General features: G+C 57.3%; 24 protein-coding genes. 6 read left to right on the top strand and 18 right to left on the bottom strand.

Features of this window, described 5'->3' with window-relative positions; translation table 11 throughout:
* Positions 1-90: 90 nt before the first annotated feature.
* From purC to dapA, 3 genes are all read right to left on the bottom strand, one after another.
* Positions 91-804 carry a phosphoribosylaminoimidazolesuccinocarboxamide synthase gene (gene purC, locus ACXKZD_RS05180; RefSeq protein WP_010260002.1) on the bottom strand — a complete coding sequence of 238 codons (714 nt, stop codon included), beginning with the start codon at positions 802-804 and terminating at the stop codon, positions 91-93.
* A gap of 145 nt (positions 805-949) precedes the next feature.
* Positions 950-1,981: an outer membrane protein assembly factor BamC gene (gene bamC, locus ACXKZD_RS05175; protein WP_010260005.1), complete on the bottom strand. Its 1,032-nt coding sequence runs from the start codon at positions 1,979-1,981 to the stop codon at positions 950-952.
* Positions 1,982-1,995: 14 nt separating this feature from the next.
* On the bottom strand, positions 1,996-2,874 hold the full coding sequence (dapA, locus tag ACXKZD_RS05170; protein ID WP_010260008.1) for a 4-hydroxy-tetrahydrodipicolinate synthase: 879 nt from the start codon (positions 2,872-2,874) through the stop codon (positions 1,996-1,998).
* Positions 2,875-3,017: 143 nt separating this feature from the next.
* Here dapA and ACXKZD_RS05165 point away from each other — a divergent pair, with 143 nt between their 5' ends.
* Positions 3,018-3,599: a glycine cleavage system transcriptional repressor gene (locus ACXKZD_RS05165; protein WP_010260011.1), complete on the top strand. Its 582-nt coding sequence runs from the start codon at positions 3,018-3,020 to the stop codon at positions 3,597-3,599.
* 157 nt (positions 3,600-3,756) lie between these two features.
* Positions 3,757-4,224, top strand: a complete 468-nt coding sequence (gene bcp, locus ACXKZD_RS05160; protein ID WP_010260016.1) for a thioredoxin-dependent thiol peroxidase — start codon at positions 3,757-3,759, stop codon at positions 4,222-4,224.
* A gap of 99 nt (positions 4,225-4,323) precedes the next feature.
* Here the strand turns inward: bcp and ACXKZD_RS05155 are convergent, their stop codons facing one another.
* From ACXKZD_RS05155 to ACXKZD_RS05115, 9 genes are all read right to left on the bottom strand, one after another.
* Positions 4,324-5,889 (bottom strand): sensor domain-containing diguanylate cyclase, encoded by a 1,566-nt coding sequence (locus ACXKZD_RS05155; protein WP_010260020.1) that lies wholly within the window; start codon positions 5,887-5,889, stop codon positions 4,324-4,326.
* A gap of 161 nt (positions 5,890-6,050) precedes the next feature.
* Positions 6,051-6,881 carry a phosphodiesterase gene (locus tag ACXKZD_RS05150; RefSeq protein WP_060680718.1) on the bottom strand — a complete coding sequence of 277 codons (831 nt, stop codon included), beginning with the start codon at positions 6,879-6,881 and terminating at the stop codon, positions 6,051-6,053.
* Between the two features lie 10 nt (positions 6,882-6,891).
* Positions 6,892-7,875 carry an ABC transporter ATP-binding protein gene (locus tag ACXKZD_RS05145; protein ID WP_010260026.1) on the bottom strand — a complete coding sequence of 328 codons (984 nt, stop codon included), beginning with the start codon at positions 7,873-7,875 and terminating at the stop codon, positions 6,892-6,894.
* Positions 7,872-8,687 (bottom strand): ABC transporter permease, encoded by an 816-nt coding sequence (locus tag ACXKZD_RS05140; protein ID WP_022624145.1) that lies wholly within the window; start codon positions 8,685-8,687, stop codon positions 7,872-7,874. Before ACXKZD_RS05140 ends, ACXKZD_RS05145 begins: the two co-directional genes overlap by 4 nt.
* A complete protein-coding gene (locus ACXKZD_RS05135; protein ID WP_346449935.1) occupies positions 8,684-9,559 on the bottom strand; it encodes an ABC transporter permease in 876 nt (291 codons plus the stop codon). Before ACXKZD_RS05135 ends, ACXKZD_RS05140 begins: the two co-directional genes overlap by 4 nt.
* Complete coding sequence (locus ACXKZD_RS05130; RefSeq protein WP_033769710.1) at positions 9,559-10,581, bottom strand: ABC transporter substrate-binding protein; 1,023 nt, start codon at positions 10,579-10,581, stop codon at positions 9,559-9,561. Before ACXKZD_RS05130 ends, ACXKZD_RS05135 begins: the two co-directional genes overlap by 1 nt.
* Complete coding sequence (locus ACXKZD_RS05125) at positions 10,565-11,590, bottom strand: LacI family DNA-binding transcriptional regulator (protein ID WP_163762462.1); 1,026 nt, start codon at positions 11,588-11,590, stop codon at positions 10,565-10,567. Before ACXKZD_RS05125 ends, ACXKZD_RS05130 begins: the two co-directional genes overlap by 17 nt.
* 124 nt (positions 11,591-11,714) lie before the next feature.
* Complete coding sequence (locus tag ACXKZD_RS05120) at positions 11,715-12,323, bottom strand: DsrE family protein (RefSeq protein ID WP_010671341.1); 609 nt, start codon at positions 12,321-12,323, stop codon at positions 11,715-11,717.
* Positions 12,324-12,354: 31 nt separating this feature from the next.
* Positions 12,355-12,960: a DsrE family protein gene (locus ACXKZD_RS05115; RefSeq protein WP_488981912.1), complete on the bottom strand. Its 606-nt coding sequence runs from the start codon at positions 12,958-12,960 to the stop codon at positions 12,355-12,357.
* 754 nt (positions 12,961-13,714) lie between these two features.
* Here ACXKZD_RS05115 and bepA point away from each other — a divergent pair.
* Complete coding sequence (gene bepA / locus ACXKZD_RS05110) at positions 13,715-15,178, top strand: beta-barrel assembly-enhancing protease (protein WP_346440599.1); 1,464 nt, start codon at positions 13,715-13,717, stop codon at positions 15,176-15,178.
* 32 nt (positions 15,179-15,210) lie between these two features.
* Positions 15,211-15,552 carry an arsenate reductase (glutaredoxin) gene (gene arsC / locus ACXKZD_RS05105; RefSeq protein ID WP_086906249.1) on the top strand — a complete coding sequence of 114 codons (342 nt, stop codon included), beginning with the start codon at positions 15,211-15,213 and terminating at the stop codon, positions 15,550-15,552.
* On the opposite strand, the gene hda is transcribed toward arsC, so the two are convergent.
* From hda to upp, 3 genes are all read right to left on the bottom strand, one after another.
* Positions 15,549-16,250, bottom strand: coding sequence for a DnaA inactivator Hda (gene hda, locus ACXKZD_RS05100; RefSeq protein ID WP_195719715.1), 702 nt, complete (start codon positions 16,248-16,250; stop codon positions 15,549-15,551). The two genes, arsC and hda, sit on opposite strands and share 4 nt — an antisense overlap.
* A gap of 107 nt (positions 16,251-16,357) precedes the next feature.
* A complete protein-coding gene (gene uraA, locus ACXKZD_RS05095) occupies positions 16,358-17,641 on the bottom strand; it encodes a uracil permease (protein ID WP_010671338.1) in 1,284 nt (427 codons plus the stop codon).
* A gap of 147 nt (positions 17,642-17,788) precedes the next feature.
* The gene (upp, locus tag ACXKZD_RS05090) at positions 17,789-18,415 is read right to left on the bottom strand and encodes a uracil phosphoribosyltransferase (protein ID WP_009088774.1); all 627 of its coding nucleotides are present in this window, start codon (positions 18,413-18,415) and stop codon (positions 17,789-17,791) included.
* A gap of 230 nt (positions 18,416-18,645) precedes the next feature.
* On the opposite strand from upp, the gene purM reads away from it, so the two are divergent.
* A complete protein-coding gene (gene purM, locus ACXKZD_RS05085) occupies positions 18,646-19,686 on the top strand; it encodes a phosphoribosylformylglycinamidine cyclo-ligase (RefSeq protein WP_010671337.1) in 1,041 nt (346 codons plus the stop codon).
* A complete protein-coding gene (gene purN / locus ACXKZD_RS05080; RefSeq protein WP_409399414.1) occupies positions 19,683-20,321 on the top strand; it encodes a phosphoribosylglycinamide formyltransferase in 639 nt (212 codons plus the stop codon). Before purM ends, purN begins: the two co-directional genes overlap by 4 nt.
* 109 nt (positions 20,322-20,430) lie before the next feature.
* Here the strand turns inward: purN and pstB are convergent, their stop codons facing one another.
* The 3 genes from pstB to ACXKZD_RS05065 are packed head-to-tail and all read right to left on the bottom strand — an operon-like array spanning position 20,431 to position 24,929.
* Positions 20,431-21,198, bottom strand: a complete 768-nt coding sequence (gene pstB / locus ACXKZD_RS05075; protein ID WP_010260068.1) for a phosphate ABC transporter ATP-binding protein PstB — start codon at positions 21,196-21,198, stop codon at positions 20,431-20,433.
* Between the two features lie 12 nt (positions 21,199-21,210).
* Positions 21,211-22,845 carry a phosphate ABC transporter permease PstA gene (gene pstA, locus ACXKZD_RS05070; RefSeq protein WP_488981911.1) on the bottom strand — a complete coding sequence of 545 codons (1,635 nt, stop codon included), beginning with the start codon at positions 22,843-22,845 and terminating at the stop codon, positions 21,211-21,213.
* Complete coding sequence (locus ACXKZD_RS05065; protein ID WP_307379043.1) at positions 22,842-24,929, bottom strand: ABC transporter permease subunit; 2,088 nt, start codon at positions 24,927-24,929, stop codon at positions 22,842-22,844. Before ACXKZD_RS05065 ends, pstA begins: the two co-directional genes overlap by 4 nt.
* Positions 24,930-24,946: the final 17 nt, after the last annotated feature.

Here is a 24,946-nt window from a genome sequence, read left to right as displayed (position 1 = left end):
AGTTGTGTGAGGCAGCAATCACCAGCTTTACCCTGAAATGAAAAAAGGAGAGCCGGGGCTCTCCTTTTTCTTTCTGCGCGGCAGGCAAACTCAGTCGAGCTTCACGCCCAGCCGCTGTGCAACCGCTTCATAGGCTTCCACCACGCCGCCGAGGCTCTGGCGGAAACGGTCTTTATCCATTTTATCCAGCGTCTCTTTGTCCCACAGGCGCGCACCGTCTGGCGAAAACTCATCGCCCAGCGTCACTTCGCCGTTAAACAGACCAAACTCCAGTTTGAAGTCGACCAGAATCAGGCCCGCATCGTCGAACAGTTTGCTCAGCACCTCGTTGGCTTTAAAGGTCAGCTCCTGCATCCGCGCCAGGTTCTGTTTGCTGACCCAGCCAAAGGTTTCGCAGTAGGATTCATTGACCATCGGGTCATGCTTTGCATCATCTTTCAGGAAAAGATCAAACAGCGGCGGATTGAGCACAATGCCCTCTTCCACGCCCAGACGTTTTACCAGCGAGCCTGCGGCGCGGTTACGTACCACGCACTCTACCGGCACCATCTCCAGCTTCTTCACCAGCGCTTCAGTATCTGACAGCAGCGCTTCCATCTGGGTCGGGATACCCGCTTCCTGCAATTTAGTCATGATAAAATGGTTAAACTTGTTGTTAACCATTCCCTTGCGATCAAATTGCTCGATTCGGGCGCCATCACCTGCTGACGTATCGTTGCGGAATTCGAGTATCAGCAGATCCGGGTTATCGGTGCTGTATACGGTTTTCGCTTTACCGCGATACAACTCAGCTCGCTTTTGCATCTTGTTCACTCCAGACTTGAAATAACGGGTGTTCAGCGGCCAGTGCCGCTGCGGCGATTGCCTTGACGCAATCGTTTACTTCGCCGCGCGCTATTATGCCAAAAACAAAATAAAAAGGCCGGAGAATCTCCGGCCTTGGGCAACTTTATTTGTTCAGCGCCGCCTGGAACACGGCCACCAGCGCATCGTTCTGCGACTGGGTCAGCACATGCCCTTTCGGGTCGATGAATTGCAGACTGGTGCGGTTGTCGAGATCGCCGACCTGCACTTTGTAATCACCGTTTGGTAATTCCGGATCTTTCGCACCGACTGAATCCCAGTCGCTGCTGCTCAGTGACTTGTAGGTCACCTTCATGCTGCCGGTTGAGCGGGTCGTGTCGGTCACTTCCATCCCGACGCGTTTCATTGCATCAGGCAGACGCTGCCATGCCACGTTGTATGGCGTACGCAGGATCAGCAGTGGCAGGCCAGTATCATCTGCACCGCTCTGCACATCAATGGCCCCATTCACCCGACCAGAGGCCGCGTTTTCACTCGCCGTATCAATCTTGTCCATACCGGTGCTGATGTCATTCAGCATCTGCGCGGTGTAACGCTGGATCTGCACAGGTGAGGTAATGGTTTTACCATCCTGCTGCAGCTCAAGCAGACGAACGGTTAACTGCTGCTGATAGCTCTGCGACTGCACGCTGATCTGGTAGCGGCCACGATACTGCTGATCTTCATCAGCACGATTCCACTGCACCCAGTCCGTCGTCAGCTGCTGGCCTGCGTCATTACGTGAGGCAATCGGGAATTTGTAAGACTGCACCACGTTGACGACCTGCGACCAGACTGAACCGCGGCTGTTATCAATCATCAGCGCGCCGGTATTGTTGCTGAACTGTGCGCGGGTGCCGTTCATCAGCGCCAGCGGCTGGGCTGGCGGACGGATGTCGAGCTGCTTGCCGGTGGGTGCCTGACTGGTCGTGCGCGGCACGTCGAAATCACCACGCTGCACCGGCAGGATCATTCCGGCAGGTGCTTTCAGTTCATTTAACTGACTGGCTTCAAGATAAGATTCGTCACCGCTGACCTGGCGCTTATAACGCTGATCGCTTGAACAGGCCGACAACAGCATCAGGGTAGAAAGCCCCACCACTGTGGCTACTGTTGACCGCTTTACTGAGTAATTCATTCAAACTCCCTAAATTATCGCAAACCCGCTTTCACCAGCGCCTGCTCCACTTTCGGCTGGCCGGCTGCAGTCAGTGGCGTCATTGGCAGACGCAGCGTGTCGTTAGCGATTAATCCTAGCTGTTTCGCAGCCCATTTCACCGGGATAGGATTGGGTTCACAGAAAAGCGTCTGGTGCAGATGCATCAGACGCTGATTCAGGCGGCGTGCCTCGACGAAATTGCCCTGCTGTGCGAGTTGACACAGTTCGACCATTTCGCGCGCAGCCACGTTGGCCGTCACCGAAATAACGCCTTTGCCGCCCAGTTGCATAAAGTCCAGCGCAGTCGCGTCATCGCCACTCACCAGAATGAAATCTTCATTAACCAGCTCTTGGATCTGACTAACCCGCGATAAGTTCCCGGTTGCCTCTTTGATTCCGATAATATTTTTGATTTCGGCCAGGCGGGCAACGGTTTCCGGCAGCATGTCACAACCGGTACGCGAGGGAACGTTATACAGCATCTGTGGCAGGCTGGTGCTATTCGCAATCGCTTTAAAGTGCTGGAACAGCCCTTCCTGCGTCGGACGGTTGTAATATGGGGTCACGGTCAGGCAACCCACAACGCCGGAATTTTCAAAACGCTTAGTCAGAGAGATGCCTTCAGCAGTGGCGTTTGCCCCGGTTCCGGCAATCACCGGAATACGGCCATCGGCCAGTTCCAGGGTCAGCATCACCACATCACCATGTTCTTCATGGCTCAGGGTAGCAGATTCGCCTGTGGTGCCGACGGAAACGATCGCCGCGGTGCCGCTGGCGACGTGATAATCAATCAGTTTTTTCAGACTCGACCGGCAGACATTACCGCTGTCATCCATTGGCGTAACGAGTGCAACAATACTTCCCGTAAACATTGGCGATCCCCTCGACAAACAAGTGCTTCATGGTACGTTTTACACTTAGGGAAAAGCAAGCCAGCCACGCCATTCCCGCGCTTGTCAGCAGTTTTTTTTATGTTTACCTTATGGTTATTAGCGAAAGCAGAGGAAAAGCCATTTTGCCGCAATCTCAGCCCCATCATCTGGTGATCACCGCGCTCGGTGTTGACCGTCCGGGTATCGTCAACACCATTACCCGACACGTCAGCAGCTGCGGTTGCAATATTGAAGATAGCCGTCTTGCCATGCTTGGGGATGAGTTCACCTTTATCATGCTGCTGTCGGGCAGCTGGAACGCGATCACACTGATTGAATCGACCCTGCCACTGAAAGGGGCAGAGCTGGAACTGCTGATCGTCATGAAGCGCACCAATGCCCGGCTCCGTCCGCCGATGCCCGACACCGCGTTCATTCAGGTTGAGGTGGCTGATTCGCCGCATATTATTGAACGCTTTACCGATCTTATCGATAAGCATCAGATGAATGTGGCCGAACTGGTGTCGCGCATCACGCCAGCGCAACACAATTTGCCACCTACGCTCTATATTCAAATGACCGCTCACAGTCCGACGCGAACCAGTGGCACCCCGTTTGAGCAGGCGTTTAATACCCTGTGTCAGGAGCTGAATGCTCAGGGAACGCTGCGCCTTTACAGTGTGTCAGATGCCGACAGCAGCGAATCTGTCAGCGCGGTACGCTAAGCTTTGGTCAATTAACCGGAGTTATTTCTCCACATTACTGCCACTGAAAGGTGATCGGCTATGTGGTGAAATACCCCCTGATGGTAATTTTCCCTCTGGCCGTTTCTGACCGGATGGTGTATTACCCACAGCCTGAATAAGAAAATGGAGAGATGTAATGAATCCACTGAAAGCCGGAGATACTGCACCCGCATTTAGCCTGCCCGATCAGGACGGCGAACACGTGAATCTGACCGACTTCCAGGGACAGCGCGTTCTGGTGTACTTTTACCCGAAAGCGATGACACCAGGCTGCACCGTGCAGGCGTGCGGTCTGCGTGACAACATGGATGAGTTGAAAAAAGCGGGCGTGGAAGTGCTGGGCATCAGCACCGACAAACCGGAAAAACTGTCAAAGTTTGTCGAAAAAGAGCTGCTGAACTTTACCCTGCTCTCCGATGAAAACCATGAAGTCTGCCAGGCGTTTGGCGTCTGGGGTGAAAAAACGTTTATGGGGAAAACCTATGACGGCATTCATCGCATCAGCTTCCTGATAGATGCTGAGGGCAGGATCGAAAAAGTGTTTGATAACTTCAAGACCTCGAATCACCACGACATGGTGCTGGATTACGTCAAGTCAGCCTGATGTTGAGGGGCGCGGTAGCCTTAACGCCGCGCCCTGCTTAGCTGCCTCTTCCCCACCCATTTTTATCCTGCCGTTGCGAAACACTGTGAGTTAACGCGATTACGCGGCGGCCACGATAACGCAGTTGCGCCCGGCATTTTTCGCCTCATAGAGTGCCGCATCCGCCTGTTTTAAACTGCCTTCCAGCCCGACATCCTGCGAACCATTCCAGGCCGCGACGCCGATAGACAAGGTAATGCGTCCCACGTCGGTGAGCCAGGCTTCTGCAATACCCAGTCGCACGCGCTCGGCGATAATCTGCGCCTCATCCAGCGCCGTTCCCGGCAGCAGCATCAGAAACTCCTCTCCGCCGTTGCGGCACACCACATCAGACTGACGGGCGCTGGCACGCAGCGTGCTCGCCACCTGCTGAATCACCCGGTCGCCCACATCGTGGCCCCAGCTATCGTTGACGTTTTTAAAGTGATCGATATCCAGCGCCAGCACCGAGAAAGGCTGGCGTAGCGTGCGGTAGTACTCCAGTACCGCATTAAGACCACGGCGATTCAGCAACTGAGTCAGGGGGTCGGTCTGGGCTTCCGAACTAAGACGACCGATTTTGTCCTGCACCAGTCCGATGCCGGTGAGTAGCGCGCGCTTGACCTGCGCCGCCTCAAAATACCAGGCACTGATGCCGCCAATCTCTTTTGATACGCCCTGCGCATCCATCCGGCTGGCTTTGCGGGCCAGCTGGAATAGCGGTCGGGCAATCAGCCGTGCCAGCCCTAACGCAACCAGCAGGGTCAGCAGCGCGAACGGCACCGAGTTTTTCAGGACTTTCATTAACAGGCCTGAAAGCGGGTTCAGCGTGACGTTAATCGGCTTCAGCGCTACCACCGTCCAGCCGGTAGTCGGGACGACGGCATAGCCCGCCAGCTGCGTCGACTCACCTGCACCCGCAAGCATCAGCGAGCCATTGGTCTGCTCGTCACGCGGACTGACGATGGCGGGCAGAACTTTACCAATCAGCTGACGATTCTGGTGATACAACACCTCATTATTACTGTCGAGCACATAGACCGTGGTGCCATCACGGTAGAATTGTTCACCCAGTAGCGCATTCAGAATGCTTTTTTTCTTCAGATAGATCGTGCCGCCGATGTAGCCCAGATAGTCGCCATCGGGACTCCAGATTGGCCAGGAGACAAACACCAGCAGATTATTGGCTGCAGAAAGGGTCGGTTTACTGATGATCGGCTGCCGCAGCGTCAGCGCTTCGCGGGAGGCGTCGCTGGTGACACGCATCCCTTTCAGCGTCAGGGATTCGGGCGAGATCGCTTTGATCGCGCCCTGCTCATCCACCACGGCCACCGAGTTGAAACTGGTGGTCTGCTCACGCAGACGATTGACTTCGCTATTCAGCAGTCCTTCATTATTAAAGTCACGGCTTAGCTGATTGGCGCTGTAGTGCAACTGTGACTGCGCCAGCTGAAAAAAGATTTCACTGGTTGAAGCCAGCTTGGCGGCATAGGCCCGGTTAGCCTCAAGCGTGGTGTCAATCAGCACCTGGCGCTGCACCCGCCAGGTGGCGTAGAGCGTATTCGCGAGCGTGATAACAATGCTGACAATCACCAGCAGGGCGATCAGATTGCGCAAGTCGGCCTTGGGCCGAAAGAGCTTTAACATGGCGTCGCCGCCCCGGAGAAGAGTGTCATGTCGTGAATGCCTGATTATTTTTTTAATGTGTGCCAGAAGCCCTGATAGCCGGGCTTAAGTCTACACTGTGTCGGCATTTTTGAGCAGCATTAAGACAAATATCACCCCGCTTAATACAGATTTAGCTGGCACTAATCGATTAACCCCTGACTATCGTAAAATGGCCAGGGTCCCGAAAAGTGGCCAATCGCGCACTGATGCGTGACCATTCCCTGCATTGGCTGCCAGCAATGGAGCAAAAAGCCGGGCGGCTCCAGAATAAAGTGAGCCGGCCCCTCCGGGTGCAGATCCAGAGCCACCTGATGCGACACGCCGGGTGCGACACAGGCCAGGGTTCCGGCAAAGCGGGTCTGCAGGCTGCGATGCAGATGGCCACAGAGCACCCGCTCAACCTGCGGATGGCGGGCAATGATCGCCTCAAGTGCCTCTGGATGGCGTAACCGTTGCCGATCCATATGCGCAATGCCACAGGCAAAAGGGGGATGATGCAGCATCACCAGCGTGGGCTGATCCGCGGCCTCGCGCAGTGCCTGATCCAGCCATTGCAACTGCTGCTCATCCACCTCCCCCCACGGCTGTTGCGGTACGCTGGAGTCCAGGGCCAGCAGCCTGACGCCGCCCACGCTAAGCTGCCAGTTCAGGGTCGGCCCCGCCTGCAGGTAGGTGTGATCCGGGAAGGCAGCACGCAGTGCCTCGCGATCGTCGTGATTGCCCGCCATCAGATAAAAGGGCAACTGGAGGCGCTGCAGGGCTTCGCGCAGCGTCTGATACTCTTCCGGCCTGCCAAAATCCACCAGGTCGCCGGTAATCACCACTACATCGGGGCGCGGCTGCAGCGCGTTAAGGGTATCGATAACCTGCAGTAAAGCGGCATGGGTATCGACCTGTTTATAAGAGAGACGACCAAAAGCCTTGATATGCAGATCGCTGATTTGCGCGATGACTGTGGGTTGAACAGACACAACAGACTCCTTAGCAACTAAATTCCAGCGCGGCCTGGCGGGTCAGCGACCAGCTGATGCGCTGTCCCGCCTGCCAGATTTCGCGGGCATGACGCTCGACCTGAATGGGGTTATCCAGCCCGATATCGATCAGTAAGCGCTGCGAGGCGCCAAGAAAAGTACTGCCCACCACCACACCGCGCTGGGCATAGCGGGTGTCGTCGGCCAGCAGCACATCTTCCGGGCGGCAAAAACGCAGGGGATGACCGTCGGGATCGTGCGCAATGCAGTTTATGGCACCCACAAAATCCGCCACAAAGCGGGAGGCCGGGCGCTGATAAATTCCCTGCGGAGTATCGAGCTGCACCAGACGGCCCTGCTCCATCACCGCGATGCGATCGCCCAGCGCCATCGCCTCCTGCTGATCGTGGGTGACGTAAACCGCAGTGATCGCCAGCCGCTTGAGCAGCGCGCCGATCTCCAGCCGCAGCCGATCGCGCAGCCTGGCGTCAAGCGCCGCCAGCGGCTCATCGAACAACAGGACTTTAGGCCGGGCGGCCAGCGCACGTGCCAGCGCCACCCGCTGCTTCTGCCCGCCGGACAATTTATCAATCGCCCGGTGGGACAGATGTGTCAGGTCAACCAGTGCCAGCATCTCCGCGACCCGCGCATCACGCTCGGCACGTGGCACGCCCTGCACCTTCAGACCATAGGCGACGTTCTGCGCCACGTTGAGCGTCGGGAACAGCGCGTAGTTCTGAAACACCATGCCAACGTTGCGTTTCTCAATCGGCAGCGCGGTGACGTTACGCTTGTCAAACCAGATCTCTCCCGGGGGATCGCTGCTATCCAGGCCGCTGATAATACGCAGCAGCGTGGTTTTGCCACAGCCTGACGGCCCCAGCAATACCAGTGTTTCACCGGCGTGAACCTGCAGGTCGAGCGGATGCAGCGCGACCTGCTGATTAAAGCGACGCGAGCAGTGGCGCAGCGTCACGTTGACGGCCTCATTCATACGGTTTCCTCTCTCTGCTGCCGCGAAGATTGCCGTTCCAGCCAGTGATTACAGGCGTTGAGCAACAGCAGCAGCGGTAAAATCATCATAATAAAGATCAGGGTATAGGCGGACCCGACTTCCAGCCGCATCGAGGTGTAGCTGTCGGCCAGACCGACCGGCAGGGTTTTGGTCAGTGGCGTGTGCAGCATCCAGGTAATGTTGAACTCCCCCACCGACAGGGTGATCACCATAAATGCGCCCGCCAGAATGCCGTTGCGGCAGTTCGGGACGACCACGGTAAAGAAGCGGCGCCAGAAGCCTGCCCCCAGGCTGGCGGCAGCTTCTTCAAGGCGCGGCAGATCAATCGCCTGCATCACCGACAGCACCGGTCGGATCATAAAGGGCAAGGTAAAGAGTACATGGCCGATAAGGATGAAGAGCCAGCTGTCGCGCAACGCGCTGAACTGACCATAGAGCAGAATGATGCCCAGAGCGGTGGCGAGGCCCGGCAATGCGACTGGCAGCATCAGGCACTCCTCAATGCGGCTGGCCCAGCGTGACGGTGATTTCAGTAAGCCCCAGGCGGCTGGCACGCCAGCGATAACCGTCACCGCCAGACAACTCAGAGCGATCAGCAGCGACAGCCAGAAGGTGTCGGCATACATCTGCCACACCTGTTCCACCCATTTCAGCGTCAGGCCGCTGCGCAGGCCAGTGAAATAGTTCTGCGTGACGCCCGCCAGCATCGAGAGCACAACCGGCACAATCATAAACAGCGCGGTGAGGCTGGTGATCACCACCTGCAGCCAGAACAGCCCCCGGCGTTTCATGTCTTCTCCTTACGGCGGGCAGCCAGTCCGTTCGCCAGCATCAGCGCCAGCCAGGCAACCGCCCCCATCACCACCGAAAGCGCCGCTGCGGTGGCAAAGTTGGCGTAATTAGTGAACTCGCCATAAATGGTCAGCGGCAGCACCGCGAGCTCTGTGCCAAGGGTAAATGCGGTGCCAAAGGCGCCCATGCTGGTGGCGAAACAGAGCGCGCCGCAGGAGAGCAGCGCCGGTTTCAGCCCAGGAATGATGACGTCAATGATGATGCGCCACTGGCTGGCACCCAGCGATCGGGCGGCCTCTTCCAGCGAACGGTCCAGCTTTTCACTGGCCGCCACCAGCGTCACGATGGCGCGCGGCAGCGAAAAATAGAGATAGCCAATAAATAAGCCGCTAAGCGAATAGGCCAGGATCCAGCGCTCATGAAACAGGCTGAGACTGAGTTGCGCCAGAACACCCTGACGCCCCGCCAGCATGACCATCAGAAATCCCACCACCACGCCCGGAAAGGCCAGCGGAAAGGTCAGCAGCGCCAGCAGCGTGCCTCGCCCGGTAAAGCGCTGCCGTGCCAGAAAGCAGCCCACCACCGCAGCAATCAGCAGCGTCACCAGTGTGACCGCTGCCGAGAGCAGCACGGTATTCAGCAGGCTTTGCAGATATTGCGGCTGGCTGATTACCGTCCAGTAGCCGCTGTGGTGAGTTGTGCGATCCTCCGTCATACCGATCTGCAACAGACGAGCAAACGGCAACAGCCAGAAGGCAGCAAAGAACAGCAGCGCAGGCAGCAGCATCCACGGCCAGTTTGCCCCCAGCGGCCGAAGGCGATGGCGAACCGGGCCGCCAGCGGCAAACGGATTGATCTCTGAGAGTGACATCAGCGGATCTCGCTCAGATAACGGGCGGAGAAGCTCTTCTGCGCGTCGGCCATCTGCTGATAATCAACCGTGTGAGCGCGCGCATAGTCGCTGTCAGGCAGAAAATATTTCTTCGCTTCGGGTGACATCGCGCCCGCCCGGACCGGACGCAGCCAGGCATTGGCCCAGATCGCCTGACCGGCATCTGACAGCACGAAATCGATCACTTTCTTACCATTGGCCGGATGCGGCGCATTTTTCACCAGGCTGATGACGTAAGGCACCGTGACCGTCCCCTCGCTGGGGATCACAAATTCCACATTGGCGTGATCTTTGTAGCGGGCGCGATAGGCGTTGAAGTCGTAGTCGATCAGAATCGGGATTTCGCCTGAAATCAGCCGGGCATAGGCGGTCTGCTTAGGCACAATCGGCTGGTTGCGTTGCAGCGCTTTGAACCAGTTGATGGCCGGGGTGAAGTCATGAAGACTGCCGCCTTTCGCCTGGTTCACCGCGACGGCTGCAACGTAGCCCACAAAGGCGCTGGCCGGATCAAGATAACCCACCATGCCTTTATATTCCGGCTTCAGCAGATCATCCCAGGAACGCGGCACCGGCGCGCCGCCCAGCGCATCAACATTGACCATAAAGCCCATGGTACCGGAGTGCAGCGCCACCCACTTGCCAGCAGGATCTTTCATGCCTGCCGGGATCTGATCCCAGTTTGCCGGTTTGTAAGCGCTGACCACGTCTGCACTGACTGCCTGAATGCCGAAGCTGACGCCGTAATAGACCACGTCGGCGACCGGATTGCTTTTCTCGGCGACCAGCTGCGCCAGCGCCTGACCCGAATTTTTATTATCCTGCGGCACATGAATGCCCGTCGTTTTTTCGATCGCCTGGAGCTGTGTCGCCCAGTCGGCCCACTCTGGCGGGCAGTTGTAGCAGATAGCATTTTCAGCCGCCTGCGCCCACGATGAGGCAAGCGTGCATCCGGCCAGCAGCGCAGCGCTGGCGATAGGTTTGAAATTAACGGTGAGTGACATGATGTTCCCCTGAAAAAGAGCCATGAAATGCCGGGGCGACACTCTCCCCGAGACGTAAATGATGTGCCAGCAGATGGGTTTTACCGCCGACGGGATTCAGAAGCAGGTCAATAGCGCGCGCGCCCATTAGCGCAATCGGCTGCACCACGCTGGCCAGTGAAGGTGAAAGCTGTTCGCCCAGCTCAATGCCATCGAAGCCGACCACGGAGAGCTGATTCGGAACGCTGACGCCGGCACGCGCAGCGGCGCCCAGCAGGCTGATAGCCAGCAGATCGTTACTGCAAATCACCGCCGTCAGCGGCAAAGGTGCATTAATCAGCGGCAGCAACAGATGGAAATCGGACTGGATATGGCTGGGCATCTCAATCATCGCCTGCGGCGTCAGACCGGCCTGCTGCATGGCATCGCAGTAGCCAAGGTAGCGCAGACGGGCGCGGTCAGATTGCTGCATAGGGCCCGCAGCCATCACGATGTGGCGGTGGCCCAGTGACACCAGATGGGCGGTCGCTTCGGCAATGGCTTTGCGGTTATCTACGCACAGCGCGGGCCATTCGTGCTGTTGCGGTACGTTGTGGGTCAGCACGAAGGGCATCTTCGCCGCCGCCAGTGTCGGCAGCAGCGCACTGCTGTCGGCATCTGCCACCGTCAGTACCAGACCGGCGACACGCTGGTGCAGCATATGTTCGACAATGGCCGCTTCCCGCTCAGCCTGATAATCACTGGTTGCTACCAGCAGCCCATATCCCGCCAGACGAGCCTGCTGCTCCATCGCCTGTAACTGCATGGCAAAAACCGGATTGAGCAGTGAAGGCAACAGGACGCCAAGCGTGGTGGAGTGCTGGGTGCGGAGCTGACGGGCAATATGATTCGGGCGGAAACCGATCTGTTCCGAGGCGGCAAGCACCTTTTGCAGCGTGCCCGGTTTTAGCAGATGAGGGTCAGAAAAGGCGCGCGCAGCGGTTGCGCGGGAGACCCCTGCCAGTCTGGCTACGCTGATTAAATCGGTCATGACTGCCTCGTTTATTGTCGATGAGATCGATCTCATTGCGACAACACTAGTGGCGTTCTATGACAGGGGCATCACAGCAATTTGACGGGCAGATGACAGCGGCAGTGACGCCGCTGTAGGGGAATTAAAGCATCAGGAAGGCGTAACCGCTGTTTTCCAGGGTAGCAACGGTGGTGCCGCTGGAGATAGTGTGAGTGACCATCGGGTCGATCCAGTTGCGCTCAAGCTGATGAAACGCCACTGACTGATCGCAGATAGTGACCTGAACGCCCGCTTTTTTCAGTTCGCTGATCAGCTTCAGGTTCGGGTTATCGACGCCGTAGGCTTTGCTGAACTGGTCATTATTCAGCGCTGATGAAACCGCGTCGCCGTTAATTGACACCACAAATTTCAGCTGGTCGAGTGGCACACCTGCCGCATAATAGAGGTTGGTGACGCGCGCTACGCGCTCCAGACCGAGATTCGGCTTACGAATATCCCCTTCACTGCGGTTGATCTGGAATACTATTTTATTACTCAGGCCCGCTGTCGTGCCGGGTTTAAATGCAGGCGTATCGACATAATGTATTTTGCCGTAGCCTTCAATCGCTGGCGTACTCCAGAAATCAGCAGGTTCGGATTTATTATCCGCCATTTTTCCGCTGACCTTATCGAATAATTCCGGCAACTGTAAAACATTGCCGCCGATAAATCCCGCTACGGCTGCCATCACCACTAAAGCTGCTGGACGCATTAACTCTTCTCCCGATCGTTTAAAACATTAATTACATTGCCAGCCACGCGTATCCCTGGTTTTGCAGGGTTGATACGGTGGTCGGACTGGAAAGTGCATGGACTACAGATTTATCAATCCAGTTATTGGGATAGTGATGGAATGCCACGGACTGATCGCAGACCGAGACTTTCACTCCCGCCTGATTCAGCTCATTAATCAGCTTCAGGTTTGGATTTTCGATGCCATAAAACTTTTTAAAATGGGCGTTATCCAGCATGGCGGGGGTCGCGTCGCCGGTGACCGAAACAACAAACTTCAGCTGATCGGCCGGAATGCCGGAGGCGATATATAAATTCACCACGCGCGCCACACGCTCCAGTCCCAGATTGGGCGCGGTCATCGCGCCATCGCTTCGGGTAATCTGGAAAACAATTTTATTGCTCAGGCCCGCCACCGGTTTAAACGCGGCGTCGGGCTCATAATGAATTTTGCCGTAACCTTCAATCGCTGGTGTGCTCCAGAATCCCGGGGCTTCCTGTGGCTCGGTTGCAAAATGGCCTGTCACTTTGTCATAAATCTCGCCACTCTGTGTGACAGCCGCGCCAACGACTCCGCCAATAATGGCGATTAACGCGTATGAAACAACTGAACGCATAACACTTCTCTCCGGCAAATAATGTCTGGCAGATTCAGGACTGAATCAGGTCGGCTATCTATATCACAGCGCAGGCATAATTCTCGCCTGCGTAAATTCAGGTCAGCGCGCGGCTGATAACTGCTGAAATTATTCACCTTCCGTATTAATCGAAAAGTTTCATTATGAGAAAAAAAAGGTCTTAATCAGAATGGACCTGACTCTTTGTGCTTTTTTCCCTTCCTGTGACATTAACAGGAATAAATAACAGCCAGTTGTAGCTGGAATAAGCAGGATAAACGCGGGAGCTACGATTTAATTTATCAATGGCAAAGAGGAGGTTTACGGCTCAGAGAGGGCTATTTTTTCAGAGTAGACCTGGAAAATCTCATGCCATAATCAGTTTTTTTGAGTGAATTTACATAACTTTAAAAAAATCCGCTCACTGGCTAAATCTGCGCGGCAGCAGATTCTGCTTTATTCTGCCGAAGGGCATTGGGAATAAATGAATAAGGCGTTACTTAACCGCTCACAAACCCGGCGATACTCCGCCGGTTTTTATTCGTTTAACCGCGGTTTAAGTTGGCAGGATGTTCAGTTTTTTTCGTCAAAATGGGCGATCTTGCACAAATTACGTCGGTCGCTTGCCAGAAAACGACATTTCATTCTTTTGATGCTCTGGTTAAGATAGTCACGAACCGTCGTTATCTGCGAAAAATGGAACATTCCCGCTGCGCACCTGTCCATTTTCAGGGCCTCTCTACAGGATTAAGGCATGTTGAACCGGTTAAAGAAAACGCTGATCGCCGCGCTCCTTCCGACGCTCATTTTCACTACTCTGTCACCTGCTTATGCCGATGTCAGTGATTCACTTCCCGATATTGGCACTACGGCCGGTTCGACGCTGTCGATTAATCAGGAACTGCAGATGGGCGACTTTTATGTGCGCCAGCTGCGTGCCAGTGCGCCGCTGATCAACGATCCGCTGCTTAATCAGTATATTAATCAGCTGGGTCAGCGACTGGTGTCGCATGCCGACTCAGTGAAAACCCCGTTCCACTTCTTTCTGATTCAGAACGATGAGCTCAACGCCTTTGCCTTTTTTGGTGGCAACGTGGTGCTGCACTCAGCGCTGTTCCGCTATACCGAAAATGAAAGCCAGCTGGCGTCAGTAATGGCGCATGAGATCTCACACGTTACCCAGCGCCATCTGGCGCGCGCAATGGAAGATCAGAAGCGCAATGCGCCACTGACATGGGTCGGTGCGCTGGGCTCTATTCTGCTGGCGATGGCCAATCCGCAGGCGGGCATGGCAGCACTGACCGGCACCCTGGCGGGAACTCAGCAGGGGATAATCAGTTTTACCCAGGGTAATGAGCAGGAAGCTGACCGCATCGGAATTCAGGTACTGCAGCGCGCCGGGTTTGATCCCCAGGCGATGCCGAACTTTTTACAGAAGCTGGCCGATCAGAGCCGCTTCTCCTCGAAGCCTCCTGAAATTCTGCTGACGCATCCCCTGCCCGACAGCCGTCTGGCGGATGCCCGCAACCGCGCTAACCAGATGCGCCCGGTGGTGGTGCAATCTACAGAAGATTTCTATCTGGCAAAGGTGCGTTCACTGGGCATGTACTCCACCGGGCGTAATCAGCTCACCGACGAACTGCTGAGCCAGTATGCCAGCGGCAATTCTCGTGAGCAGCTGGCGTCACAATATGGCAAAGCCATACAGTTTTTGCAGGCGAAAAGCTTTGCCGATGCGAAGCGGATTATGACGCCGCTGCTGGCGAAACAGCCGAATAACGTCTGGTTCCTGGATATTATGTCGGACATCGATATCGGCCTGAATCAGCCACAACAGGCGATCGCCCTGCTCAGCGCCGCCACCAGTGCAAAAAACAGCCCGGTGGTGCAGCTCAACCTGGCCAATGCCTACGTTGAAGCGAAACAGTATGCAAACGCCAGCCGCATTCTGAATCGCTACACCTGGGCTAATAAAGATGATCCCAACGGCTGGGATTTGCTGGCCCAGGCGTCTGCACAGCAGGGACTGAATGATGAAGAGTTATCGGCGCGGGCAGAGAGTCTGGCGCTGAATGGCCAGCTCGATCAGGCGATCACCGCGCTTGGCAGCGCCAGCGCACAGGTGCCGCTCGGCAGCCTGAAACAGGCGCGCTACGATGCCCGTATCGATCAGCTGCGCCAGTTACAACAGCGCTTTAAGCAATATCAGAAAGGCTGAGCATTCACGCTGCGAATAGAGGAGAGTCTGAGATGGTGACGATTTACCACAACCCGCGCTGCAGCAAGAGCCGCGAGACGCTGGCACTGCTGAACGCCCGCGGGATAGAGCCGGAAGTGGTGCTCTATCTGCAAACACCGCCCGATCGCGAGACGCTGCAAATCCTGTTACAGAAACTGGGAATGCAGAGTGCACAGCAGTTGATGCGGACTAAAGAGGCGATCTATAGCGAACTGGCACTCAGCGACAAAAGCGAAAGTGCGCTGCTGGATGCGCTGGTGGAACATCCGGTGCTGATTGAAAGGCCGATAGTGATCAATGGCGACAAGGCGCGGATCGGGCGTCCGCCCGAAGCGGTGCTCGACCTGTTTTAAAGGCCGAGTGTCTCTTTCACAAACGGAATGGTGAGTTTACGCTGGGCGCTGATCGAGGCGCGATCAAGCCGATCCAGCGTATCAAACAGGGTGCGCATTTCACGATCCAGTCGCTTCAGCAGGAAGCGCCCCACATCTTCCGGCAGCTCAAATCCGCGTAACCCGGCGCGCAGTTGCAGCGCCTGTAATTTGTCTTCGTCGGAGAGAGGCTGCAGGCGATAGATCTGCCCCCAGTCCAGCCGCGAGGCGAGATCGGGCAATTGCAGATTAAGCTGGCGTGGCGGACGATCGCCGGTAATAAACAGGCGCGTATTGCCGGTTTCCAGAATACGGTTATAGAGATCGAAGATCGCCATTTCCCATTCAGGCTCGCCTGCAATGCACTCGATGTTATCGATGCAGACCAGTGACAGCTGCTCCATCCCTTCCAGTACTTCCGGTACAAACCAGGTGCGTTTATCCAGCGGAACGTAACCGACCGCTTCGCTGCGCGCTGACATCTCGGCGCACGCGGCGTGCAGCAAATGGCTCCGCCCTCCGCCTTCGCGTGACCAGAAGTAGAGATAGCTGCCATGTTGTTGGTTGAGAGCGCCTTTCAGCGCGGCAATCAGCGACGGGTTTTCCCCCGGCCAGAAGCTGGAGAAGGTTTCATCGTCAGGTAAATAGAGTGGCAATGACAATTGTGCCGGCGTGTTCAGAAGCACCTCAGCAAGAGAACAAGCAAAAAATCGGGGGAAGTCTAACACAGTTTTCAGAAAGAGATGAATGGGGCGTCCCTGCCCCGATCCTGTCAGGCTTGCTGCGATCACGGCTCGCGCGATTCTTCAGCCTCCAGCACCACTTCTTCCGGACGCAACAGCGAGATCACACGGAAGATCAGCGCTAATCCAACCCCTACGATTGTCGCCAGCGCCATGCCTTTCAGCTCCGCAGCACCGATATGCACCTTCGCACCGCTGACGCCGATGATCAGGATCACCGAGGTCAGGATCAGATTTTGCGCTTTGTTGTAATCGACTTTGGACTCGATCAACACCCGAATACCGGATGCGCCGATCACGCCATACAGCAGCAGCGACACGCCGCCCATCACCGGTACCGGGATCGCCTGAATCACCGCCGCCAGTTTGCCGACACAGGAGAGCAGGATCGCCAGAATCGCCGCGCCGCCAATCACCCAGGTACTGTAGACGCGGGTAATCGCCATCACCCCGATGTTTTCACCGTAGGTGGTGTTAGGCGTTGAACCAAAGAAGCCGGAGATGACCGTTGATAAGCCGTTGGCGAACATTGAACGATGCAGGCCAGGGTCGCGAATCAGATCTTTCTTTACGATGTTGGCGGTGACCACCAGATGACCGATATGCTCGGCAATCACCACCAGCGCCGCAGGCAGGATCGTCAGCATCGCCACCCACTCAAAGCGCGGGGTATAGAAGGTTGGCAGCGCAAACCAGGGTGCTTTGACTACGCCGCTCCAGTCAACAATGCCCATAAATGCAGAGAGCAGATAACCCGCTACCACCCCGACCAGAATCGGGATGATCGCCAGGAAGCCACGAAACAGCACGGAACCGAATACCGTCACTGCCAGCGTGACCAGCGAAATCAGCACGGTTGTACTGTCGGGCGCACTGCCTTCCGCGGGCAGCAGACCTGCCATATTGGCGGCTACTCCCGCCAGTTCCAGACCGATGACGGCGACAATCGCGCCCATCGCTGCCGGGGGAAACATCACATCGAGCCAGCCGGTGCCCGCGCGTTTGACAATCAGCGCCACCAGACAGAACAGCACGCCGCACAGGATAAATCCGCCCAGCGCGACCTCATACCCCAGCGGCAGCAATAGCAGTACTGGCGAGATAAAGGCAAAACTGGAACCGAGGTAAGCGGGAATTTTGCCTTTACAGATAAAGAGGTAGATCAGCGTGCCTACGCCGTTAAATAACAGCACCGTCGCCGGGTTGATGTGGAACAGAATCGGTACCAGTACCGTGGCACCAAACATGGCGAACAGGTGTTGCAGGCTGAGTGGAATGGTTTGCAGTAACGGCGGTCGTTCACTAACGCCAATGGCGCGACGAGTCATCATTTATCCCCTTGTGTTATTTATCCCCCAGGGCGCGCGCCTCTGGCACAGCAGCAGGCACGCCGGTGAGCCTCGCAGACACACCAAACCCGTTCGGGGATCTTTTTTTTGCCAAAAAAAAGCCGACTCTCTGGTCGGCTGTGCGATTTATTTGGTTCCGAAAATCTTGTCCCCGGCATCGCCGAGCCCGGGAATGATGTAACCCTTCTCATTCAGTCCCTGATCCACTGACGCGGTGTAAAGCTCAACGTCAGGATGCGCTTTCTCCAGCGCGGCAATCCCTTCTGGTGCGGCAACCAGTACCAGCACTTTAATGCTGGTGCAGCCCGCTTTCTTCAGCAGGTCGATGGTGGCGATCATGGAACCGCCGGTCGCCAGCATAGGATCGACGACCAGCGCCAGGCGCTCTTCGATGTTAGAGACCAGCTTCTGGAAATAGGGAACCGGCTCCAGTGTCTCTTCATCACGGTAAACACCCACCACGCTGATACGGGCGCTGGGAACGTGCTCCAGCACCCCTTCCATCATGCCCAGGCCGGCACGCAGAATCGGCACCACCGTGATTTTTTTGCCTTTGATCTGATCGATCTCTACCGGGCCGTTCCAGCCCTCAATGGTTACGCGCTCTGTTTCCAGATCGGCGGTCGCTTCGTAGGTCAGCAGGCTGCCCACTTCAGACGCCAGCTCGCGAAAACGCTTTGTACTGATATCATGCTCACGCATCAAGCCCAGTTTATGTTTGACCAGCGGGTGTCTGACTTCCACGATCTTCATTGGTGTTCTCCCGGAATGAGTTGAGCTAAAAAAAAATCGCGGGATTATACCGCCTTTTACGCTCCGCGCCACCTGCTCTTGCGCAAAGCCGCGGGTTTTACCGGGACAAATAGAGGATTAATGAAAATCGCCCGATGCGCAATCCCGGACTCGCAAACGTTTGCCTGCACTGATAGAATTGCCGCGCTTTATTTTAAACCACCAACCGCAACTCGCGTGGGGACCTCGCAGTGACCGACAAAACCTCTCTCAGTTACAAAGACGCCGGTGTTGATATTGATGCTGGTAACGCTCTGGTTGACCGTATTAAAGGCGTAGTGAAAAAGACGCGTCGCCCGGAAGTGATGGGTGGACTGGGCGGTTTTGGTGCGCTTTGCGCGCTGCCGCAGAAATACCGTGAACCGGTGCTGGTCTCCGGCACCGATGGCGTTGGCACCAAGCTGCGTCTGGCGATGGATCTCAAACGTCACGATGCCATTGGTGTTGACCTGGTGGCGATGTGCGTCAACGACCTGGTAGTACAGGGCGCCGAGCCCCTCTTCTTCCTCGACTACTACGCTACCGGCAAACTGGATGTGGATACCGCCTCTGCGGTGATCACCGGCATCGCCGAAGGTTGTCTGCAGTCGGGTTGTGCGCTGGTGGGCGGTGAAACCGCTGAGATGCCAGGCATGTATCACGGTGAAGATTACGATGTGGCCGGTTTCTGTGTTGGCGTGGTTGAAAAGTCAGAGATCATTGATGGCAGCAAGGTGCAGGATGGCGACGTACTTATCGCCCTCGGCTCCAGCGGCCCGCACTCCAACGGCTATTCGCTGGTGCGTAAGATTCTGGAAGTCAGCAACACCGATCCGCTGGCTGAACAGCTGGAAGGCAAACCGCTGGCCGATCATCTGCTGGAACCGACCCGCATCTACGTGAAAAATATCCTGAGCCTGATTGAGCAGGTCGATGTGCACGCTATCGCACACCTGACCGGCGGCGGCTTCTGGGAGAATATTCCGCGCGTGCTGCCCGATAACACTCAGGCGGTGATCGACGAGAAGAGCTGGCAGTGGCCGGCCGTCTTCAGCTGGTTACAGCAGGCAGGCAACGTCAGCCGTTTCGAGATGTACCGCACCTTTAACTGCGGCGTCGGCATGATCATCGCCCTGAGTCCGGCAGACGCGGACAACGCGATTGCGCTGATGCAGGCTGCGGGCGAGAAAGCCTGGAAGCTCGGCGTAATTAAAGCGTCTGATGCCGAAGAGCGTGTGGTCATCAACGGATGAAAAAGCTGGTTGTACTGATTTCCGGCAACGGAAGTAACCTTCAGTCCATCCTTGACGCCTGTGCAAGCGGGCGGATTCACGGCAGCGTGGCTGCCGTGTTCAGCAACCGCGCCGCCGCTTATGGCCTGACGCGGGCGCAGGAGGCAGGCATTCCTGCCCACTCGCTTGCCGCCAGCGACTTCACTGACCGCGAAGACTTCGATCGCCAGCTCATCGCTGAAATCGAAGCCTACAGTCCAGACCTGATTGTGCTGGCAGGATATATGCGCATTCTCAGCAGCGCGTTCGTAGCCCATTTTCACGATCGCCTGCTGAATATCCACCCTTCCCTGTTGCCGAAATATCCGGGTCTGCATACGCATCGTCAGGCGCTGGAAAATGGCGATAGCGAACATGGCACCTCCGTGCATTTCGTCACTGATGAGCTGGATGGGGGTCCGGTGATCCTGCAGGCAAAAGTCCCGGTTTTTCCCGGCGACAGCGAAGCGGAGATTACGGAGCGGGTGCAGCATCAGGAGCATGCCATCTATCCGATGGTAATCGGCTGGTTTGTTGAGGGTCGTCTGGCGATGCGTGACGGCCAGGCCTGGCTGGATGGCGAACCGCTGCCGCCGCAGGGTTATGCTAACGACTGACGCGACAGGGGAAGCCGGGGCTTCCCCTGAAGTGCTGGCGGTCGGGGTAAAGGCTCAGGGAACCTTTGAGCCGTCTGACATAACAACCTGCTCTGCTCCCGTTACTGACTTAACCGTAGCGCCCCGTAATATAATCTTCGGTCCGTCGCTGTTTTGGCGCGGTAAAGATACGGTCAGTCTCATCAAACTCCACTAACGCGCCCTGATGCATAAACGCGGTGTAATCTGACACGCGAGAAGCCTGCTGCATGTTGTGCGTCACCAGCACCAGCGTGAAATGCTGCTTGAGCGTGGTCATCAACTCTTCAATCACCAGCGTGGAGATGGGATCGAGCGCGGAGGTCGGCTCATCCAGCAGCAGAACTTCCGGTTCAATCGCAATGGCGCGGGCAATCACCAGCCTCTGCTGCTGTCCGGTCGAGAGCGTCAGCGCATTCTGTGACAGCTGATCTTTGACCTCACTCCACAGCGCCGCCGCGCGCAGCGCACGTTCACAGGCTTCGTTCAGCACCCGCCGATCGCGTACACCCTGTAAGCGCAGCCCGTAGACCACATTTTCATAGATCGATTTTGGAAAAGGATTGGGGCGCTGAAACACCATGCCGACCCGACGACGCAGCGCCGAGAGATCCTGCTCGGGTCGCAGGATCGGCTGCGATCCCAGCAACACCTCACCCTCGACCCGGCAATGATCAATCACATCATTCATGCGATTAAAGCAACGCAGCAGCGTCGATTTGCCACAGCCGGAGGGACCAATCAGCGCGGTAATCTTGTTTTTCGGCACCTGCAGCGAAATAGCCTGCAGCGCCTGGCGCTCGCCATACCACAGCGACAGCTGGTTAACGGTCAGCGCGATATCCGTGTCGGACGTCATAGTCATAGCCTGTTATTGAGTCATAAGGCGATAGCGTTCACGCAGACGGTGACGCAGGCCCATCGCCAGCAGATTAAGCGACAGAATAATCAGCACCAGCAGCAGCGCGGTGGCGAACACCAGCGGCCGGTCAGCTTCAATATTCGGACTCTGAAACGCCAGATCGTAAATCTGGAAGCCCAGATGCATAAACTTGCGATCCAGATGCAGATAAGGAAACACCGCGTCGACGGGCAGTTCCGGCACCATTTTTACCACGCCAACCAGCATCAGCGGCGCGGTTTCACCGGCGGCACGCGCCACCGCCAGAATCAGGCCGGTCAGCATGGCAGGCACCGCCATCGGCAGCACCACGTTCCACAGGGTTTCCGCCTGAGTCGCGCCCAGCGCCAGCGACCCCTGCCGCAGGCTGTTGGGAATGCGGGATAGTCCCTCTTCGGTCGCCACAATCACCACCGGCAGCGTTAGTAACGCCAGAGTCAGCGACGCCCACAGCAAACCAGGTGTCCCGAAGGTGGGATTGGGCAGCGCGCTGGCGAAGAAGAGCTGGTCTATCGTGCCGCCCACCAGCCAGACAAAGAAGCCCAGACCAAATACGCCATAGACGATTGAAGGAACACCTGCCAGATTGACCACCGCGATGCGCACCAGTCTGGTCAGCGCATTGCGTCCGGCATATTCATGCAGCCAGATGGCGGCGATGACACCCAGCGGCATCACGACCACCGACATCAGCAGCACCATCAGCACGGTGCCAAAGATCGCCGGGAACGCCCCGGATTCACTCTCGCCTTCAGCGGGTGAATCGCTGACGAAACGCCACAGCTGATGCAGAAAATGCAGCGTTTTGCCGGTCAGCGTCATCGCGTTCGGCTTCCAGCTGTCAACGATTTCGGTCAGCGGGATCGCATGTTCGATGCCATGCACATCCCGCAGGATTAACAGATCGCGCTGACTCTGCTGTTGCAGCGAAGCCAGTGTCTCGCTCAGCTGATTAAAACGGCGCTGCAAAGCGGCCTGATTGGCCTGATATTCTGACTCGGCCTGCAGATCAAAGCGCCCGGCAGCACGGTTTGTGGCCGCCTGCTCATCAAGCTGCTCACGCTGGCTGTTGAGGCGCGCCATATCGACCCGGCGAATCTGATTAGCCTGCCGCACCAGCATCTGCACCTGTCCGAGCCGCTGATGCAGCAGTGCATCGGGATCCTGCGCAGTCAGCTCTTCATTATCCTCACGCAGGCCGACAAACCAGCCGTATGCCTGACCGTGGCTGCGGCGCTGCAGCACCATGATGTCCGCGGGCTGGCTGACCTGCGCCGCCGTGCGACTGTAAACCACCCGGAAATCGGGTGCGTCCCAGTCACGGTTACCGGTTTTAATCAGATAGCGATTAACCTGTCCGCCGCTGTTGCCCTGCTCATCTGCCGGGGCCGGAAAGCGCCGCTGATGTTCCAGGGTTTCACCCAGCAGGCGCGTCTCGGCCCCTTCAGGCTGGCTAAACGTGTAGAGATCGACGCGCTGCGCCCAGAAAGCGCGCACGCCCTGCCAGGCCAGTAACCCAATCAGCAGCGTAAAGGCCAGCAGGCAGACGGCTACGGCACCGGCGGTTAGCCAGCGCCAGCGATCGTTCTGTTGCATCGCTTTCATGCCTGCTCCTCGTGCTGGCTGTAGCGCTGGCGCAGCCGCTGACGGATCAGCTCGGCAACTGTGTTGATCACCAGCGTAAACAGCAGCAGCATCAGGGCGCTAAGAAACAGCACGCGATAATGGGCACTCCCCGCCGCCGCTTCCGGCATCTCAATGGCGATATTGGCGGACAGCGCGCGCAGGCCGCTGAACAGGCCACCTTCACTTTGCGGCGTGTTGCCGGTCGCCATCAGCAAAATCATGGTTTCTCCTACGGCACGCCCCAGACCAATCATCAGGGCGGCAAAAATACCGGCGGAAGCACCCGGCAGCACGACGCGGGTCAGGGTTTGCCACGGCGTCGCGCCCAGTGCCAGCGAGCCCTGCCCCAGTGCAGCCGGCACGCTGAACAGCGCATCCTCAGAGAGGGTAAAGATCAGCGGTACCAGCGCAAAGCCCATCGCCAGTGCGGCTACCAGCAGATTGCGCTGTTCGTAATGCGGCAGCCAGTCGCCCGCATCCGGTATCAACAGCGTGGGCAGCCACAGCGTCAGCAGCGTGACCAGCAGCAACAGCGGCAGCAGAATCAGCACTTCACGACCCGGCTGACGCCAGCGCGGCGGTAAACGCGCGCTGAATACGCCGCACAGCAGCAGCGTGCCCGCCAGCGTCAGCGGTAGCAGCAGCACACCCACCAGCGCCTGACCAATATGCGGCGCGAGCCAGATCCCGGCAATCAGCCCCACCACTACGCTTGGCAGCGCACCCATCATCTCAATGGCCGGTTTGACCCAGCGTCGCAGGCCTGGCGCCATAAACCAGGCGGTGTACATCGCCGCCGCCAGCGCCAGCGGTGTGGCAAACAGCAGCGCTAAACTCGCCGCTTTCAGCGTACCCATCACCATCGGCATCAGGCTGAACTTGGCCTGATAACTGTCACCCGCCGCGGTCGATTGCCAGATCCAGTCCGGTCCGGGGTAATTTTCATACCAGATTTTTTGCCAGAAATTGCGCCAGGTGACGTCCGGCCACGGATTATCAAGCCGCAGGGTCTGCCAGCTTCCCGCCCGTTCAATCAGCAGGCTGTCGCCACGTGGCGAAAACTGCGCCTGCACAATGCCAGGTTCCAGCTGACGCTGCAGTATCGGGCCATCCTGCTTGCTGGCAAACAGCCGCAGCATCCCCTGTTTACTGAGCGTCGCAAACACGCGGCGTTGTGATTCCGTCACCAGAATGGTCTCACCGTCGCTGTTGGCAAAAGTACGAATGCGCTGCAGGCGCGGCCCCTGTTCGCTGGCGATAGCAAACCACTGCGTGACGCCGCTGCCATCCTGGATCAGCAGGCTTGTGCCGCCCACCAGCAGATGCAGACTTTTTGGCCGCTGCGGCAGGGCGTGCGTTTCGCGCAATAGTGCACGGTCATCGTCAAGTTGCCAGACCCGCAGCAGATTGCCTTCGGTGGTGTAGAGCAGATCGCCGGACGGCGAGAGCGCCAGCAGATCCAGCTGGCGTTGCGGCAGCGGGATAACCGAGGCCTGGCGATCGGTGCCGAGCGTCAGCACCCGGAGTCCGGCCTCAGTGAGTGCGGCTATACGCCACTGACCCGCATGGCGCGTCGCCAGCGCCATCTTCGTCACTGCGCCATCGGGCAGATGAAACGGTTTGTCTCCCAGCGGAAAACGCCACTGCTGGTCGGCGGTTGGCTGAATCAGAGTCAGCGCACCCTGCATATTCAGCAGTAACGTCTGCTCATCGGCACTCCGCACTATCTCCCCGGGCGGCGGGGTCAGGGCCAGTGCCGGTTCCGCAGGCTGACCATCCAGCGGAATAAAACGCGCCGCACCGCGCTCGCTGATGCGCCAGCCGACCTTCCCCTGATTGCCAATCGCTAAGGCTGGCGCACGATCCCAGAGTTGCTGGCTGGCCGCAATCTGCAGGCCCGGCGCATTAAACAGCGGTAATACCACGCCAATCAGCCAGCAGAAGAGCAGCAGCATCAATAGCAGGATCGCCACGCCACAGCAGGTGACCAGTCGCCGTGTCAGACGGTCAACGGCACGACGCTTACGATCGCTGAATTGGACAGGAATGTGGTTTGCGCTCATGCGGTTCCGCTAGCAGG

It is taken from the genome of Pantoea sp. ABR1s (genome assembly GCF_057812235.1).
The sequence above is the reverse complement of the archived record's forward strand: the minus strand, read 5'-3'. Positions and strand labels throughout refer to the sequence as shown.

Excerpts from the sequence above, each read along its gene's own strand:
- upp (WP_009088774.1), bottom strand. The coding sequence starts at position 18,415 with ATGAAGATCGTGGAAGTCAGACACCCGCTGGTCAAACATAAACTGGGC.
- purN (WP_409399414.1), top strand. The coding sequence starts at position 19,683 with ATGAAAAAGCTGGTTGTACTGATTTCCGGCAACGGAAGTAACCTTCAG.
- bamC (WP_010260005.1), bottom strand. The coding sequence starts at position 1,981 with ATGAATTACTCAGTAAAGCGGTCAACAGTAGCCACAGTGGTGGGGCTT.
- dapA (WP_010260008.1), bottom strand. The coding sequence starts at position 2,874 with ATGTTTACGGGAAGTATTGTTGCACTCGTTACGCCAATGGATGACAGC.
- ACXKZD_RS05125 (WP_163762462.1), bottom strand. The coding sequence starts at position 11,590 with ATGACCGATTTAATCAGCGTAGCCAGACTGGCAGGGGTCTCCCGCGCA.
- ACXKZD_RS05120 (WP_010671341.1), bottom strand. The coding sequence starts at position 12,323 with ATGCGTCCAGCAGCTTTAGTGGTGATGGCAGCCGTAGCGGGATTTATC.
- ACXKZD_RS05115 (WP_488981912.1), bottom strand. The coding sequence starts at position 12,960 with ATGCGTTCAGTTGTTTCATACGCGTTAATCGCCATTATTGGCGGAGTC.
- uraA (WP_010671338.1), bottom strand. The coding sequence starts at position 17,641 with ATGACTCGTCGCGCCATTGGCGTTAGTGAACGACCGCCGTTACTGCAA.
- purC (WP_010260002.1), bottom strand. The coding sequence starts at position 804 with ATGCAAAAGCGAGCTGAGTTGTATCGCGGTAAAGCGAAAACCGTATAC.
- ACXKZD_RS05135 (WP_346449935.1), bottom strand. The coding sequence starts at position 9,559 with ATGTCACTCTCAGAGATCAATCCGTTTGCCGCTGGCGGCCCGGTTCGC.
- ACXKZD_RS05155 (WP_010260020.1), bottom strand. The coding sequence starts at position 5,889 with ATGTTAAAGCTCTTTCGGCCCAAGGCCGACTTGCGCAATCTGATCGCC.
- ACXKZD_RS05140 (WP_022624145.1), bottom strand. The coding sequence starts at position 8,687 with ATGAAACGCCGGGGGCTGTTCTGGCTGCAGGTGGTGATCACCAGCCTC.
- ACXKZD_RS05145 (WP_010260026.1), bottom strand. The coding sequence starts at position 7,875 with ATGAATGAGGCCGTCAACGTGACGCTGCGCCACTGCTCGCGTCGCTTT.
- pstA (WP_488981911.1), bottom strand. The coding sequence starts at position 22,845 with ATGAAAGCGATGCAACAGAACGATCGCTGGCGCTGGCTAACCGCCGGT.
- bepA (WP_346440599.1), top strand. The coding sequence starts at position 13,715 with ATGTTGAACCGGTTAAAGAAAACGCTGATCGCCGCGCTCCTTCCGACG.
- arsC (WP_086906249.1), top strand. The coding sequence starts at position 15,211 with ATGGTGACGATTTACCACAACCCGCGCTGCAGCAAGAGCCGCGAGACG.
- ACXKZD_RS05065 (WP_307379043.1), bottom strand. The coding sequence starts at position 24,929 with ATGAGCGCAAACCACATTCCTGTCCAATTCAGCGATCGTAAGCGTCGT.
- ACXKZD_RS05130 (WP_033769710.1), bottom strand. The coding sequence starts at position 10,581 with ATGTCACTCACCGTTAATTTCAAACCTATCGCCAGCGCTGCGCTGCTG.
- pstB (WP_010260068.1), bottom strand. The coding sequence starts at position 21,198 with ATGACGTCCGACACGGATATCGCGCTGACCGTTAACCAGCTGTCGCTG.
- bcp (WP_010260016.1), top strand. The coding sequence starts at position 3,757 with ATGAATCCACTGAAAGCCGGAGATACTGCACCCGCATTTAGCCTGCCC.